The 15,429-nt window shown below is 43.0% G+C and carries 13 protein-coding genes and 2 tRNA genes; 3 read left to right on the top strand and 12 right to left on the bottom strand.

Annotated features, from left to right (window positions below):
- Position 1 precedes the first annotated feature (1 nt).
- A complete protein-coding gene (mnmA, locus tag HX021_RS18015; protein ID WP_046672147.1) occupies positions 2–1,093 on the bottom strand; it encodes a tRNA 2-thiouridine(34) synthase MnmA in 1,092 nt (363 codons plus the stop codon).
- A gap of 188 nt (positions 1,094–1,281) precedes the next feature.
- On the opposite strand from mnmA, the gene HX021_RS18010 reads away from it, so the two are divergent.
- Both HX021_RS18010 and HX021_RS18005 read left to right on the top strand, forming a co-directional pair.
- Positions 1,282–1,354: transfer RNA gene (locus HX021_RS18010), tRNA-Phe, on the top strand.
- A gap of 43 nt (positions 1,355–1,397) precedes the next feature.
- Positions 1,398–1,470: transfer RNA gene (locus HX021_RS18005), tRNA-Phe, on the top strand.
- 189 nt (positions 1,471–1,659) lie between these two features.
- On the opposite strand, the gene HX021_RS18000 is transcribed toward HX021_RS18005, so the two are convergent.
- The 8 genes from HX021_RS18000 to fucP form a co-directional block, all read right to left on the bottom strand.
- Positions 1,660–2,448: an L-fucose dehydrogenase gene (locus HX021_RS18000; RefSeq protein WP_286591936.1), complete on the bottom strand. Its 789-nt coding sequence runs from the start codon at positions 2,446–2,448 to the stop codon at positions 1,660–1,662.
- Positions 2,449–2,460: 12 nt separating this feature from the next.
- Positions 2,461–3,288 (bottom strand): amidohydrolase family protein, encoded by an 828-nt coding sequence (locus HX021_RS17995; RefSeq protein ID WP_286591935.1) that lies wholly within the window; start codon positions 3,286–3,288, stop codon positions 2,461–2,463.
- Between the two features lie 24 nt (positions 3,289–3,312).
- Positions 3,313–4,170 (bottom strand): fumarylacetoacetate hydrolase family protein, encoded by an 858-nt coding sequence (locus HX021_RS17990; RefSeq protein WP_286591934.1) that lies wholly within the window; start codon positions 4,168–4,170, stop codon positions 3,313–3,315.
- A 91-nt stretch (positions 4,171–4,261) separates the two neighbouring features.
- Positions 4,262–5,026 carry an SDR family NAD(P)-dependent oxidoreductase gene (locus HX021_RS17985; RefSeq protein ID WP_286591933.1) on the bottom strand — a complete coding sequence of 255 codons (765 nt, stop codon included), beginning with the start codon at positions 5,024–5,026 and terminating at the stop codon, positions 4,262–4,264.
- A gap of 2 nt (positions 5,027–5,028) precedes the next feature.
- Complete coding sequence (locus HX021_RS17980; RefSeq protein ID WP_286591932.1) at positions 5,029–6,342, bottom strand: alpha-L-fucosidase; 1,314 nt, start codon at positions 6,340–6,342, stop codon at positions 5,029–5,031.
- Positions 6,343–6,420: 78 nt separating this feature from the next.
- On the bottom strand, positions 6,421–8,079 hold the full coding sequence (locus HX021_RS17975; RefSeq protein WP_286591931.1) for a UxaA family hydrolase: 1,659 nt from the start codon (positions 8,077–8,079) through the stop codon (positions 6,421–6,423).
- Positions 8,080–8,082: 3 nt separating this feature from the next.
- Positions 8,083–8,415: an L-rhamnose mutarotase gene (locus HX021_RS17970; protein WP_286591930.1), complete on the bottom strand. Its 333-nt coding sequence runs from the start codon at positions 8,413–8,415 to the stop codon at positions 8,083–8,085.
- A gap of 9 nt (positions 8,416–8,424) precedes the next feature.
- Positions 8,425–9,690: an L-fucose:H+ symporter permease gene (fucP, locus tag HX021_RS17965; protein WP_286591929.1), complete on the bottom strand. Its 1,266-nt coding sequence runs from the start codon at positions 9,688–9,690 to the stop codon at positions 8,425–8,427.
- 147 nt (positions 9,691–9,837) lie between these two features.
- On the opposite strand from fucP, the gene HX021_RS17960 reads away from it, so the two are divergent.
- The gene (locus HX021_RS17960; protein WP_286591928.1) at positions 9,838–10,698 is read left to right on the top strand and encodes an AraC family transcriptional regulator; all 861 of its coding nucleotides are present in this window, start codon (positions 9,838–9,840) and stop codon (positions 10,696–10,698) included.
- Here HX021_RS17960 and HX021_RS17955 read toward each other — a convergent pair.
- The 3 genes from HX021_RS17955 to HX021_RS17945 form a co-directional block, all read right to left on the bottom strand.
- Positions 10,687–11,658, bottom strand: coding sequence for an NAD(P)H-quinone oxidoreductase (locus HX021_RS17955; RefSeq protein WP_353621060.1), 972 nt, complete (start codon positions 11,656–11,658; stop codon positions 10,687–10,689). The genes HX021_RS17960 and HX021_RS17955 overlap by 12 nt on opposite strands.
- Positions 11,655–14,423 (bottom strand): TonB-dependent receptor, encoded by a 2,769-nt coding sequence (locus HX021_RS17950; RefSeq protein WP_286591927.1) that lies wholly within the window; start codon positions 14,421–14,423, stop codon positions 11,655–11,657. Before HX021_RS17950 ends, HX021_RS17955 begins: the two co-directional genes overlap by 4 nt.
- A gap of 135 nt (positions 14,424–14,558) precedes the next feature.
- Positions 14,559–15,086, bottom strand: a complete 528-nt coding sequence (locus HX021_RS17945; protein WP_286591926.1) for a ferritin — start codon at positions 15,084–15,086, stop codon at positions 14,559–14,561.
- Positions 15,087–15,429 lie beyond the last annotated feature (343 nt).

Genomic DNA, 15,429 nt, shown 5'->3' with positions numbered 1-15,429 from the left:
TTTATTTCATCAAGAAACCACCGCCTAAAAGATCATTTCCTTCATAGAATACGGCGGATTGTCCCGGCGCAATACCTTTCACATTGTGTACAAAATCTATACGCACTTTATCGCCCTCTTGCGAGATGGTAGACAGAGCTCCTGAATCTTTATACCGCACTTTTGAAATTGCTTCCATCGGTTGATCCAGTCCTGCATATTTGACAAAGTTCACATTACGAACATAGGCATGTGATTTTTCAAGTTCGTGTTCCTCGCCCAATACAACGGTATTACTTTCAGGGAGAATTTCGATCACAAACATCGGTTTGCCTAAAGCGATGCCTAAGCCCTTACGTTGACCGATCGTGAAATAGGGATAACCAATATGTTTGCCCACAACCGTTCCATCTGAAAGGATAAAGTTACCCGGACCGATCTGTTGATCCAACGTCGGTACCTTATGCCTTAAAAAGGCACGGTAATCATTGTCAGGGACGAAACAGATCTCATAGCTCTCCGATTTATTGGCCAGCTCTTTTTGTCCCATATCCAACGCCATCTGACGGATTTCTTTTTTGGTGAACGATCCTAACGGGAATTGTGTACGCGCCAGGTTCTCTTGGGATACCCCCCATAGCACATACGACTGATCCTTATTCTCATCCTTACCTTTGGATATCACATAACGGCCATTATCGTGCATACGGATGTTGGCATAATGCCCCGTAGCGATAAATTCACAATCCAATTTATCGGCACGCTTCATCAGCGCTTCCCATTTAATATGCGTATTGCAGAGCACACACGGGTTAGGTGTACGCCCGGCAATGTATTCTTCGACAAAATTATCAATCACAAAATCTCCAAACTCATCACGTATATCCAATATATAATGAGGGAAACCATAGTTTACGGCTAATGTACGAGCGTCATTGATACTGTCAAGACTACAACATCCGGTTTCCTTTGACGAACCGCCTGCGGATGCATAATCCCAGGTTTTCATGGTGATACCTATAACCTCATATCCTTGTTCGTGAAGCATGACGGAAGCTACAGAGCTATCCACCCCCCCACTCATTGCAACTAAAACTCTTCCTCTTTTACTCATCGCTAATTATTGAAATGCAAAGATACAGCTTATTCCCTTTCCGATGTGTTAGTTTCTTGTAATTTTATCTCGATCAAAATCAACCTGTTCGAAAAAAGAGTAAAAATAATATGCCCAAAAATTTTAGAATTCAAATTATCACACTATATTTGCAACGCAATCGGGAATAAAAACGACTGCAAAAAAGCGGTGCCATAGCTCAGTTGGTAGAGCAAAGGACTGAAAATCCTTGTGTCGCTGGTTCGAATCCAGCTGGCACCACGCTTCAATCTGATGATCACAGATTTAAATAAAAGGTCAGCATGGTGCCATAGCTCAGCTGGTAGAGCAAAGGACTGAAAATCCTTGTGTCCCTGGTTCGAACCCAGGTGGCACCACAAAAAAAGCCTGTTCAAATGAACAGGCTTTTTTTGTTTGTATCTTTTTGTCTCCAACAGCGCCTGTGGAGTATTTTCTCATCAGCGGTTGTTCTGCATAAAATTCATATTGGACCTTGGCCGTAAATGAGCAGCGCTGTGCGATCCCCTCATGTTTACCTTCCAAAATCCAATATGTGCCAACTTCGCTTATTCAGCGATAATGGAACGGTCCAGATGAACGTATCCACCGTCCACATGAATCAATTGCCCTGTGGTATGGCTTGATTTATCGGACAACAGAAATACAGTGGTATTCGCAATCTCCTCAGCTGTAGTCATCCGATGTTCCAACGGAATACGGTCTGTAATTTTTTTCAAGGTCTCCACTGGATTTGGCAAAGTCTGGATCCAGGTATCATATTGTGGTGTCGCACATTCGGCAACAATAATCGCATTCACACGGATCGAATAGGGCAACAATTCTACAGCCCATTCGCGTGTCAGCGCATTCCGTCCACCGTTAGAAGCTGCATAGGCAGAGGTATTTCCCTGTCCTGTTTCCCCGGTTTTCGATGAAATATTCACAATACTTCCTTTGGCTGCTTTCAGTGCATCTAAAGCATGATGGGCCATTAAATAGTAATGAATTAGATTTTTATGCAATGAAGCGACGAATTTTTCATAATTACCGGAGGCTAGGCCAACACCATCATTCTGTCCGGCATTGTTCACCAGACCATCTATGCGGCCATAGATTTCCAAGGTCTTCTGCACAGCCTTTTCACAATCCTCAGGTTTAGACAATTCAGCTTCGATACACAGCGCATCGATTCCGAACTGTTTGATTTCTTCCTTGACTTTTTCATTGTCTGCCTGCTTGCGCCCTACGATGACGGGGGTAGCGCCTTCTTTTGCCAGGGCATGTACCACGGCACGTCCGATTCCCTTTGCTCCCCCGGTCACAATAATAATTTTATCTTTTAAATGAAGATCCATAATGTTTTTTTCTTAGAGATTGTATATACGTATTGCGTTTTCTGCCCAAAATGCCTTCTTTTCAGCTGCTGTAAAGTCACCCAGTTTATCTTCGACAATGGCAATGCTCTCTTCATAAGAGGCGGCCAATAAACATACTGGCCAATCAGATCCATACATAATGCGCTGTTTTCCAAAACGGGTGAAAATATGGTCCAGGTACTGTTTGAAATCATCGAGCTTCCATCCAGTCCAGTCCGCTTCAGTAGCCAGGCCGGAGACTTTACATACCACATTCGGATAAGCCGCTAGTGCATCAATAAAGGCTGCCCATTCATCAAACTCTCTAGTTTTTATCGGCGGTTTGGCAATATGATCCAGCACAAATTGCAAATTTGGGTTTTGGTCCACACATTGTAATGTTGCTTTGTAATGCCGTGGACGGATCAACAGATCATAGGTGTAGCCATAATCTGCCAAGGCCTTTAATCCATTCAGCACAGCTGGACGGATCAGGAAATCCGGATCGGCTTCCCCTTCAACGACATGACGGAAACCTTTCAGGACCTGTACAGTCTGATAATTTTGCAGTTGCTCGCTGATATTTTCAGCCTGCAGATCAATCCATCCAACCACCCCTTTAATGAAAGGATAATCTTTGGACAGCTGAACCAAGTAGTTTGTTTCTTCATCGGATTGACTGGCCTGAACAGCAACAGTCCCTGAAAATCCATTACGCTCCAGCACAAACTGAATATCCAGTGGTGTAAAGTCGCGCTGTATGGCCTTCATTTCATCCGTAATCCAGCTATCTCTGACCGGATCGAACTGCCAAAAATGCTGATGGGTATCTATACGCATAATAAACGAGAAAGGTTACTAAAATTATTTTTTCGAATAAGCAACGACCGTTTGACGGGACTCTCCAAGACCTTCTGCTCCCAGTTCGATCACATCGCCTGCTTTAAGGTAAATCGGCGGATTGAATCCCAGCCCCACTCCTGCAGGTGTACCTGTCGAAATCACGTCTCCAGGCAACAATGTCATAAACTTAGAAACGTAAGATACCACATGTGCAATGGAGAAAATCAGATCTTTGGTATTTCCATCCTGATAGGTTTTACCGTTTACCTTCAACCAGATACGTACATTGTTAATATCCTTGATCTCTTCTTTGGTTGCCATAAATGGTCCCATCGGAGCAAATGTGTCGCAACCTTTCCCCTTGTCCCAAGTACCACCACGTTCCAATTGATATTCACGTTCAGACACGTCATTATGCAAGACATAACCCGCAACGTAATCCAATGCTTCATTCTCCTCAACATAAGAGGCCTTTTTGCCAATGACAATACAAAACTCTACCTCCCAGTCAGTCTTCACAGAGTCCTTAGGGATCATCACGTCATCATATGGGCCTACTAAAGAGGTTGTGGACTTCATAAAAATAATAGGTTCTGCCGGAATAGGGGCATTCGTTTCCTTCGCATGATCCATATAGTTCAGACCAATACAAACGATTTTGGAAGGACGGGCAAAAGGAGCTCCGATACGTTCTCCCTGTGGAATCTCACTCAACTGACCAGCATTGGCCTTGACAAATTCTTCCAAACGGGCCAAACCATTATCCGCAAAAAACTGCTCATTATAATCACCACCAAATGCGCTAACATCGTAATTCACACCATCGATCTGTACACCGATCTTCTCTTTGCCTGAGACTCCAAAACGTATTAATTTCATATTTTTATAGTATTGAGTATGGAGACGTTGGTTATGCGAGCCTTTGGCTTACCAACGGCCTCCATTTTAATATTGATTTTTTATTTCGACCCTAATTGTTCAATTTAATAAAACCGCCGTCAATTGGGTAATCGTTACCTGTTATAAATCCGGCATCGTCACTACATAAGAAAAGAGCCAATTTGGCAATTTCCTCCGGCTGTGCCATACGGCCTATAGGCTGGCTTGCCGACAGTTTTTCAAACATTTCCGCCTCTTTGCCCGGATAGTTTTTCGCGATGAATCCATCCACAAAAGGAGTATGCACACGGGCCGGTGAAATACTGTTAGAACGTATACCATAAGCCATATAATCACGTGCTACTGACATCGACATCGCATAAATCGCTCCCTTACTCATCGAGTACGCAAAGCGGTCGGTGATACCAACCCAGGCTGCAATAGAAGCCAGGTTAAGGATAGCCCCGCCACCCTGTGCTTTCATGATCGGTATGATGGCATATAAAGCATTGTAGGCACCTTTTACATTAACATTAAAGATACGTTCAAAATCTTCAGATTTACAATTCTCCAAGTTACCCACATGAGCAATACCGGCATTATTTACTAAAATATCAATTTTTCCGATATGTTGGGCGATCGCTATGATTTCCTGCTGATCTGTTACATTGCAACGATTGAACACTGCCTGGCCTCCAAGAGCCAAGATCTCCTCCACAACGGCATTCCCTCCTTCTTCATTCAGGTCAAGGATATGTACTTTTGCACCTTCCTTCGCAAATTGCACACTGATAGCACGGCCAATCCCACTACCACCCCCAGTTATAACAGCTACTTTTTGTTCTAATTTTCCCATTGTTATTTAATTGTTAATGTCAATACCAGATCCACCGTCTCTGACGATGGTGGCAAATCCAAGTGCAAACTATTATTTTTATGACTAAACTTAATTTCTTCTTTTCCAACAAATGTTCTTACCTTTTTAACCTGATAGGGAAGGTTGGCAATCACAAGGTTCTTTTTCTCCGGATTAAGGATATGCAGATAGACCTGATTGCCTTTTCTTGTCAACGCATAATCATCCGTCGGTGCTATCCCGCCTGCTTCAGTCCCATAGATCGTCTCCCCGTACACAGCAAGCCATTTTCCAAGCTCCTGCAGTCGGTCTTGTTGATAATCCTGGATTTCTCCATTTGGCATGGGCCCGACATTGAGCAATAGATTGGATCCATGGGCCGCGGCTTTGACCAAGTACGTCAGCACCTCCTTAAAGGACTTGCGCGTCCGATCTTTCAGCTCAAATCCCCATGATCCGGCGATGGTGCCACATACTTCCTTTGGCAACTTACCCACATCATCTGCTTTTGTTCCAAATCCTGTCGTGTTCTCTCCCGGCAGGTCGCGCTCAAACATCTGAAAATCTTCGCCCTCAAAAGGTGCCAGATGGTGATTATTCCCGACCAGGCACTGCGGCTGAAGTTTGTGGATCAATTCGTAGATCTCAGTGAAACGCCAGTCTTCTTTCGGCTTATCCCAATGGCCATCAAACCAGATACCATCAATTTGCCCATAATTGGTCAGAAGTTCTGTCAGCTGATTTTTCATAAACTGCACATAATGATTCCAATCGCCTTTGGTAGAATCGCGGCCAGCTATTCCACCACCAGTTTTACCTGCCGGCAAATAATCATTCCGGTTCCAGTCAAGCAAAGAATAGTAAAACATGACTTTTATCCCCTCACTACGGCAGGCTTCGACCAATTCTTTCACAATATCCCGTTTGAATGGTGATTTTTTCACAATATTGTAATCGGAGACCTGGCTATCCCACATGGAAAAACCATCGTGATGTCTTGTGGTAAAAGTAATATACCTGGCTCCGGCCTGTTTGAATAATTTTGCCCACTCTTTTGCATTGAAAGCAATGGGATTGAAAAATTTTGGCAATAGCGCATATTCATCCAGGCTAATATTCTGATTGTTCATTACCCATTCGCCATCACCTAGCACACTATATACCCCCCAATGGATAAAAACACCAAATCTAGATTGTTCAAACCAGGCCCTGTTCTTTAAATTCTCAGGGGTCGGTTGGTAATGTTGTTGGCCATAGCTATGGGCGATAGATCCGAGCAGCAGGGCCAAACCGATGATGACATGTTTAAGTTTCATATATATTTAACTTTTAATGGTCTGATCAATACACAGATGATCATCTGCCGTGTTGTATCTTCAATCATGGGTATTTTATTACAACGAAACACCTCTTCGCCAAGGGATAAAATCATCCTGTCCCAGCAATACAGCCTTAGGTTTTACCGTTCCCGAAGCGACCTCGATCACGTAGTCCAGAATGCGGTGTGCCGCCGCCTCAATCGTTTCCGTTCCCTCGATAATGGTACCACAATTCAGGTCCAGTATATCAGGCATTTTTTCAAATGTCTTGGTATTCGTGGAGAGTTTTACGACTGGGGTGATCGGATTACCCGTAGGTGTTCCTAGTCCCGTTGTGAATAAAACAATATTGGCTCCGGCAGCTACCTCTGCTGTGGTACTTTCCACATCATTACCCGGAGTACATAATAAATTTAAGCCTGGACCATTGGCCAATTCAGGATAGTCAACCACAGCAGCAACAGGAGATGTTCCCCCCTTTTTAGCTGCTCCTGCAGACTTAATGGCATCCGTGATCAACCCATCCCGGATATTGCCCGGAGATGGATTCATATAAAACCCAGACCCATCGGCTTCCGCCTTCGCATTATAAGTGCGCATCAAGGACATAAATTTTTCTGCAGTGGCTTCATCCACACAGCGATCACTCAATTCCTGTTCTACCCCACACAATTCAGGGAATTCGGCTAAAATCACCGATCCGCCCAAAGTCACCAGAATATCCGAGACAAAGCCCAATGCTGGATTGGCTGAAATTCCCGAAAAACCATCCGAACCACCGCACTCCAGACCAATGCACAGCTTATCCAAAGTGGCCGGCTTACGCTCGTTCTGGTCAGCCTGCATCATACCGGCAAAAGTCGCCTTGATGGCCTTTTGCATCAGTTCTTTTTCTGTACCTTCTTTTTGTTGTTCGAAAATATATAAAGGACGGTCAAAACCTGGACTTCTCTTCTCGATCTCAGCTTTTAGGATAGAAGCCTGGGCATGCTGGCAACCTAAGCTCAACACCGTGGCGCCCGCCACATTTGGATGGGTAATATACCCGGCCAAAAGTCCGCATAAAGCATCCGAGTCCATACGCGTGCCCCCACAGCCCATCTCATGATTTAGAAACTTGATGCCGTCCACATTTTTGAACAGACGTTCAGCTTCATGTGATGCTGAACCTGTCAATAAATCCTGATTGAGAATCTGATTGACATCTGCGCCGGATTTATACAATCCGATCAGGTCTTCAACTTCAGACACATAATTATTGGCTTTCACCTTATAGCCCAGCTTTTCTTCAAAAGCAGCTTTTAAGGTCAGGACATTGCGATTTTCACAGAACACCAACGGGATGACCAACCAATAGTTCGCCGTACCTACGGTACCATTGGAACGGTGAAACCCCCTAAAAGTTTTATCTTTAAATGCTGATACATCAGGTTTAGTCCATACCGTTTTTCGATTGCCCATTCTAAAGTCTTCCGAAGCATGACGTAGATTTTCGGTCGTAATCAGCTCTCCCTCACTTAGGTTGCTGTTCAGTTTACCGACGAGAACACCATACATCAAAATGTCAGCATCTTGTGGCATCGGTTGGATGGTAAATTTATGTTTAGCCGCAACAGCCTGCTTCAATGCAAACTCTTTATCGTTGAAAACAATTATTGTTCCTGCTGCCAGATCCTGCAAGGCAACAAGGACATTATCCATTGGATGGATTTGTAAATAGCGTTGTACAGCCATATGTTATACTAATTCAAATATTTTATTCATCATTACCCACTTCTCTCCCGGTTGGGCTCCAGGTATTGCCGCTTGATATTTCCACATCAGCTGCTCCCATTCCTGCACCTTTTCATTGGCCGCATCCATGGCAGCTTTCTGCTCAAATGAAAAATCGTCACCAACTTCCATTTGCATAAATAATCTGTTCTCAAAGCGATAGATCTCCATTTGAGTCACACCAGCATCAAGGATGGAACGCTTGATTTCGGGCCACACGGCCTTGTGATAATCTTCATATTCTTTGATCAGTTGTGGATCATTGACCAGATCCAATGCCATGACATACTTTTTCATTGCTATCTATTAATGTGATTTAAGATTTTCTGTTTCAGCGATGCTCACGTTCCTATTCTGAAAGGCAAAGATCAATACAACAATAAAGCAGATCAAAGGCACAAAATAACCATATTGAAAATGACCTGTTTTATCAGAAATTAACCCCAAAAGTGGTGGCAATAAAGCTCCCCCAACAATGGACATCACAATGAGACTGGAAGCTGATTTTGTATCGGCACCGATCCCCTGTACCCCAAAAGCGAATATAGTCGGAAACATGATAGACATAAAAAAGGCAATCCCGATCAGCGCATATAAAGTCTCCACACCTGTTCCAAAGATCACATACAGGGATAATATGATCGTGATAAACGAATAGATGATAAGCAACTTGGACGCCGACATAAAACGCATAAAAAATGTCCCGATAAAGCGTCCGAGCATAAATGCAAGTCCAGCAAAACCAGCATAATCCGCACCGTCCTTACCTGATATCCCAGCAACTTCTGTTGCGTATAACACCAAAAAGCTTAACACGCAGACCTGGGCACCAACATAAAAAAACTGCGCTACCACAGCCCATCTTACATTTTTATGCTTCAAAGCATGGAAGAATCCAGACTTTCCCTCTTCTTCGTCGTCTTTGATATCCGGCAATTTGGTAAAGAAAAACAATGCTGCAATCAACAAAATCAAAATACCCAAAACCAGATACGGCATTTTGACCGCAGCAGTTTCCGATTGAATATAAGCCAGTTTGACCTGCTCCGTCATCTGCGCGATCTCTTCCTGCGATTTAGGTGCATGGGAGAGAATAAATTTTCCTCCGAATATAGGGGCCAAAAAAGCAGCCAGACCATTGAATGACTGTGCAAAATTGAGCCGTTGTGCCGAAGACGAAGGGTCACCCAAAATAGCAACATATGGATTAGCCGCAGTCTCCAGTATGGTCAGGCCACAAGCCACCACAAACAGTGCCCCCAAAAAGAAGGCATAACTAATCGTGTTCGCTGCCGGTACAAATAGAAAACAGCCAATGGCAAAGAAAAGCAACCCGATCAAAATACCTGCTTTATAACCATATCGTTTCATAATGATCCCTGCCGGAATCGCCATTACAAAATAGGCAATAAACACCGCTGAATCAACCAATGATGCCTGGAAATGCGATAAACTAAAGGCATTACGTAGATGTGGAATCAATATGGGATCTAGGTTATGGATAAATCCCCAGAAAAAGAATAAGGATGTCACCAAAATCAAGGCAAATGTGTAACTCTTTTTATTCGTCATATACTCAAAAGGTTATAAATAGTTATTTCGTTTTTGTAAAATAAGCTTAAAAATCCTAGACAACATTCAAGTATATTATCAAATTATTAAGCTATATTACCATAACCAAACTGAAATATGTAACTTTACAGCATATATTTCGTAGTCATGAAAGCCCAGTTACTGCATTTAAACAACAATCTCACGCATTCATTCAACGCCAGAAAAGACAGTACACCACAATACCATAATCTTTGGCATTACCATGAAGAACTTGAACTGATCTATTTTGCGCAAGGTTCAGGCACACAGTTCATCGGCGACAGTGTCCGGCGTTTCGAATCTGGGGATATGACTTTAGTGGGATCCAATTTGCCACATTACTGGCTCTTCGACGAAATCTATCTCCGGGCAGATCCCATACCCGCAGATATCCGGGTAATCCATTTCAAGGAGAATTTTTGGGGTAATGAATTCATGAACCTGCCGGAAAACAAAGATATCAAAGATTTGATGTGGATCTCCCAAAGAGGAATTGCACTTTCTGCATCAAGTAAAAGAAAAACAGAACCTTTAATGGATGCTATCTTGGCCACGACGGGCACCTCACGCATCATCCATCTGCTGGAAATCCTGAACATTATTGCAGGCGAACAGCAGCAGGACCTGCTGACCAGCTCGACTTTTACCATTCAGCTACAAAATCAAGATGCCGACCGCATGCGTATAGCCATGCAATATATTGGAGAAAATTATCGGGATCAGATCCGCCTGCAGGAGCTGGCTTCTTTGACCGGGATGACGCCAAATTCTTTTTGCCGTTATTTTAAATCACAGATTGGAAAGACTCTTTTTCAGTTCCTGATTGAAATGCGCGTAAAAACGGCCTGCACTTTATTGCTCGAGAACAAACATACGGTCAAACAGATCTGTTTTGAAGCTGGATTCCAAAACTTCTCGAGCTTCCATAAATATTTCAAAAATATAACGGGAACAACACCGCTAAACTTCCAAAAATCAAAAGCTTAGCACAATTTTACCCAATAAGTCTGAGTTTTCCATCAGCCGATGTGCCTCTGGGGCTTCCTCAAAAGGAAGGATACTGAATAGTGTAGGTTTAAATTCCCCATTGGAAACTTTGGGCCATACATGCGTCCAGACTGCATCACGTAAGGTTTGCTTAAATTCATGATCCCGCCCCCTAAGCGTACTCCCGGTCAGCACAATCCGCTTTTGCATGAGCTTGAGCAGGTTCAGTTCGACTTTAGCGCCCTGCATGGCATTAATATATACAAGCCTTCCGTCATCATTCAGCAGTGCGAGATTTTTCTCGAAATAGTCCCCACCTATACTATCCAGAATGACATCAATTCCAAAATCAGCCAATTCATTCTGAAAGTCCTGTGAAGTGTAGTTGATGATTCTTTCAGCCCCCAGTCCTTGACAGAACAGTGCTTTTTCAGCTGAGCTGACAGTCGTGCAAACGACCGCACCAAATAATGCGCCCAACTGAATAGCGGTACTGCCGATACCACCGGCACCACCATGTACCAGCAGATGGTCGCCAGGCTGAATCTTCCCTCTCCGAAAGACATTGTCCCATACGGTAAATACGGTTTCTGGCAAGGAAGCCGCTTCCGCAAAAGTTAAATTGACCGGGATAGGCAAGCAGTGTCCCTGGGGGACGTTGACATACTGTGCATATCCTCCTCCAGCGACAAGTGCGCACACGCGGTCGCCCAGCTGCCAGTCTTCTACATATTGCCCTCTTTCCACCACGACTCCTGCCACTTCAAGTCCGGGCACCCGCGGATCCACACCTGCGGGTGCCGGATAGTTCCCCTTACGCTGAAAAACATCAGGCCTGTTCACTCCGGCAGCCTTCACTTCCACCAGAACTTCAAAATCACCGACCCGGGGACGGTCAATTTCAGCAACCTTTAATACTTCAGGTCCGCCAGGAGCGGTAATGACAACTGCTTTCATCATGATTTTTTAGGATATTTTTGTAAACGCACATTCAGCGAAAGCATAAAATAACGCGCCAATCGATTATTTTGCACATCCAAAATATCATTCCCTACCACGGCACGGGAAATTCCAGTATTTTGATTCATCAGATCAAAACCCTGAAATCTCAGCAGCCCAAAGTTATTCCGGCCGAAGGTATATTCCATATAGGCATTAATAATGGTTGGATTAATATTGTTCCACGAACTCGAATAACCGGCATTAAATTTCTGGGACAACTCCAGCCCCAGTGTAAAATGCTGACCGAGATAAGCTTTGGACCCCAATCCAACAATACCTGAATGTGCCGTAATATTATCCTGAACGGGCCAATCAAACGTGGCTCTGTTCAGCGAATAGTTACCATTCAGCTCTGCCTCCAGGATGTCATTCCAGGTGTAGCGAAACTGAACGGCCTGTGAAAACAGAAAATGGCCGCCAAAGCTCTTCTTATCGTTAACAAATGATATATTATTATAATAATCAGCGTTTCCATTGAGACTCATCTGCAAATTATCCGAAATCAAAGATGCTGTAAAAAGATAGTAGCTCTTAATATCATAATAACCTTCGGTATTGCGGTACGTGGTTTTCTGCACGGTTGAGTTCGGTTCGATGGTACGGTTTGCAACAATCTTTTCATTGATCAAGTTATAGGCAAGACTGGCCTCAAGATACTGCCCCTTCCGTGTCATTGATTTCCGGTACTTTGAAACAATGCTATGTGCAAATTCGGATTTCAGGTCTTTGTTTCCGACAATAATATTCTGCGTGTTTGTATTGTCAACTACGGGCTGTATCTGGTAAAAGCTCGGTTGATTATTTCGTCCATAGTAATCAATAGATAGATCCTCTTCTTTTGTAAACTTCCATTTCAGTCCTGCGGAAGGAACAAAGTTCACATTTGAATAAGAAGTCCTTATCGATTTATCGGATGAACTTCCCGTCAGTTCGGATGGCTGCACTGCAAATCCAAAATTTGCCTTCACATTTTTGCCCAGATCCTGACGGTAGATCATACCCACTTTATTACTGGCGAATGCATAGTCATATTTCAGGCTCAGTGAATCCACCAAAACAGGGCCATTGTTAAAATCGCTGTTATTATCAAATGTAGAGCGGCTAGCGTCAATTTTGGTATAGTCAAAGTCGTAATTGATCTCCAATGTCCCCCCAAGGTCAACCGGCTCAATAAGAGACAGACGACTCTGAATATTCTTATTTTCATTGTTGGAGCGCACCATTTGATTGAGATAAGTTTCTTTGATCCTGGACGGGATCAGGCTGCTATCGATCGCCCTATTGAAATCACGCACCTCTTCATCCTTATCTAATGAATTAAAATCAGTATGTAGGGTATACAATACCTTTCGGCCTGGTTTATCGAAACTCCGCACATAAAATAGATCAAGCGCCGCACTTGGGCTTTCCGTGCTATTTACCGCACCGTAATTACCTGTACTGCTCAGATTATTATTTTTTATCCGTCTATCCTTTATGGTCTGACTGGAGGAATTGGTCCAGCCAAGCTTGGGCGATATCTTCAGCTGATCCTTTGCAGAAAGCTTCACATCAAAATCCCAGTCCATCTTGTGGGTGCGATCGACAGTCTTTATCTTATAATCCTCATAATTACTGATCGAGTTGGTTGTTTCCTTACCATTTCCATATATTGACTGTAAAAATGAATTGCCCTCCGTATAATTATTGCGTTGTGCAAAAGAATATTTTCCACTTGCGGTCACTGTTTTTGAGAGTGGGCTGGAAAAGCTACCACCGATGGAGCTTATTTTATTGACCCCATCCGTTGGGTCAGCAAAATCTGCGAGTTCACCCATTTCCCGTTCCCGTTCCCCACCATTTGGCGATCCAAAAGAAAATAGATTCGTATTTGTATTATTGATTGAGGTGACCACGGAATATTCCTTTCCATTATCAAATCTGTTTAGCCCAACACTTCCAAGGTACCGTTCGGCCGTCCCCCCGCCCAATGTTGCCTGGCCAAAGGTAATTTTCTTCTTATCTTCCTTCAGGACAATATTCAATATCTTTTCGGACTCGGCCCCCTTAATTCCTTTTGCGGTAGCTTCGTCCCCATAAAAATCAATTACCTGCACATTTTTGACAAAATCTGCCGGAAGATTTCGTGTTGCAGTCAACACATCCCCGCCAAAAAATTTGCGTCCGTCGACTTTGACAGAAGATATCGGTTTACCATAAGCATACACAGAGCCATCCCTAGACACCTGTACATTAGGTAAAGCTTTTAATGCTTCTTCTAGCAATGCCCGCCGGTCAAATTGAAAGGCATCCAAATTAAACTGTACGGTGTCTTGTTTATAAACAATGGGTTTGTATTTCTGAATGACGATCTCCTTTAATTGGGAAACATGGGGAAACATAGTCAATTTTCCAACATCCAGCTTGGCGGTCGTACTGCTGTATAGTGGATAGCTGCGTTCCAGTATACTCAGACCTAACTGACTGCAGCTGATACGGATATCATTGCCCAGCACCCTACTGAAGTGAAAGTAACCAGTCGTGGAGGTGGAGGAAAATAAGGTATCACGGGAACTTGTCAAGTGAACACTGACTCCCTTCAGAGGCTTTCCTGCTGTATCGACAACAATCCCATAGACTTCCTTTTTTGTCGCCTGACCGAAGGTACACACTGGCAGAAAAAAAAAGCTTATGGCACACAACAAAAATATAAACCGGATAATATTCCCGCCCCTTAGTTCCATCAAATAGACTTTGCAATAATACAATTCAATATAAGAATTCTTAAGCTATTAACGTAAAAAGTTGCTGTTTTGTATAAAAAAAAACGAGTTGTCAGGAAAACAACTCGTTTTTTACAAAGAATTTTTTACAATTTATTATTCACCAGCAAAGGTTACTTTAACAAGATGTTTATCAATTTCCCAGCGACCAGTACCCTCTTCGCCGATGACATCGAACAACTCCAGGATACGTCGTGCCACAAACTCCTCTTCAACTTGCTCTTCTAGGAACCATTGTACAAAGTTGAATGTTACATAATCCTTCGCTTTGGCACATCGGTCAGCAATATTATTAAATTGCTCAGTGACAAACATTTCTTGCTCCAAAGTCTGCTCAAACACACCACGGAAAGATTCGAAATCTTGTGGAATACCAGTTATTTCTGGTGAAATTGCACGTCCGCCACGGTTATTGATGTAGTTGAAAAGTTTCAACATATGCTCTCGCTCTTCGTTGGATTGTTTTGCAAAAAACTCAGCAGCATTTTCTAATCCTTGATCATCACACCATGATGACATCGCTAAATATAAAGCAGACGAATGGGCCTCAACTTTGATCTGTGCGTTTAGTATATTTTCGATCTCTTCTTTCAAAGAAGATTTTAATTTCAATAAATCTTTCATATTTACCTTAAGTTTAATTTCTAAAACAATGTACAGGTACCTGACCTTAGCACCTGATGATATCACAAAGATACGGTAGATTTATAAATTGTGTAGCAACAATATGCAATACAAATTCAGTCTAAATTAGCCTTAAAGAGCACAACTTGTTTAGAATCAGTACAATTACAAATACGTTGTATTGATACTTTCAATAGGCAATAAATTAAAACAATGTTACTCCGGAAATGGTCAAAATGAGGTATTCGGCCTAGCGGCAAGCAGGCTTCACAAGAGACTTATTTAAATTTAAATTAAATAACCCTATTAAATATAAAAGCGGTGCGCATCTTTGTTGATACTC

Source organism: Sphingobacterium sp. N143, assembly GCF_030325625.1.
GTDB lineage: Bacteria > Bacteroidota > Bacteroidia > Sphingobacteriales > Sphingobacteriaceae > Sphingobacterium.
The sequence above is the reverse complement of the archived record's forward strand: the minus strand, read 5'-3'. Positions and strand labels throughout refer to the sequence as shown.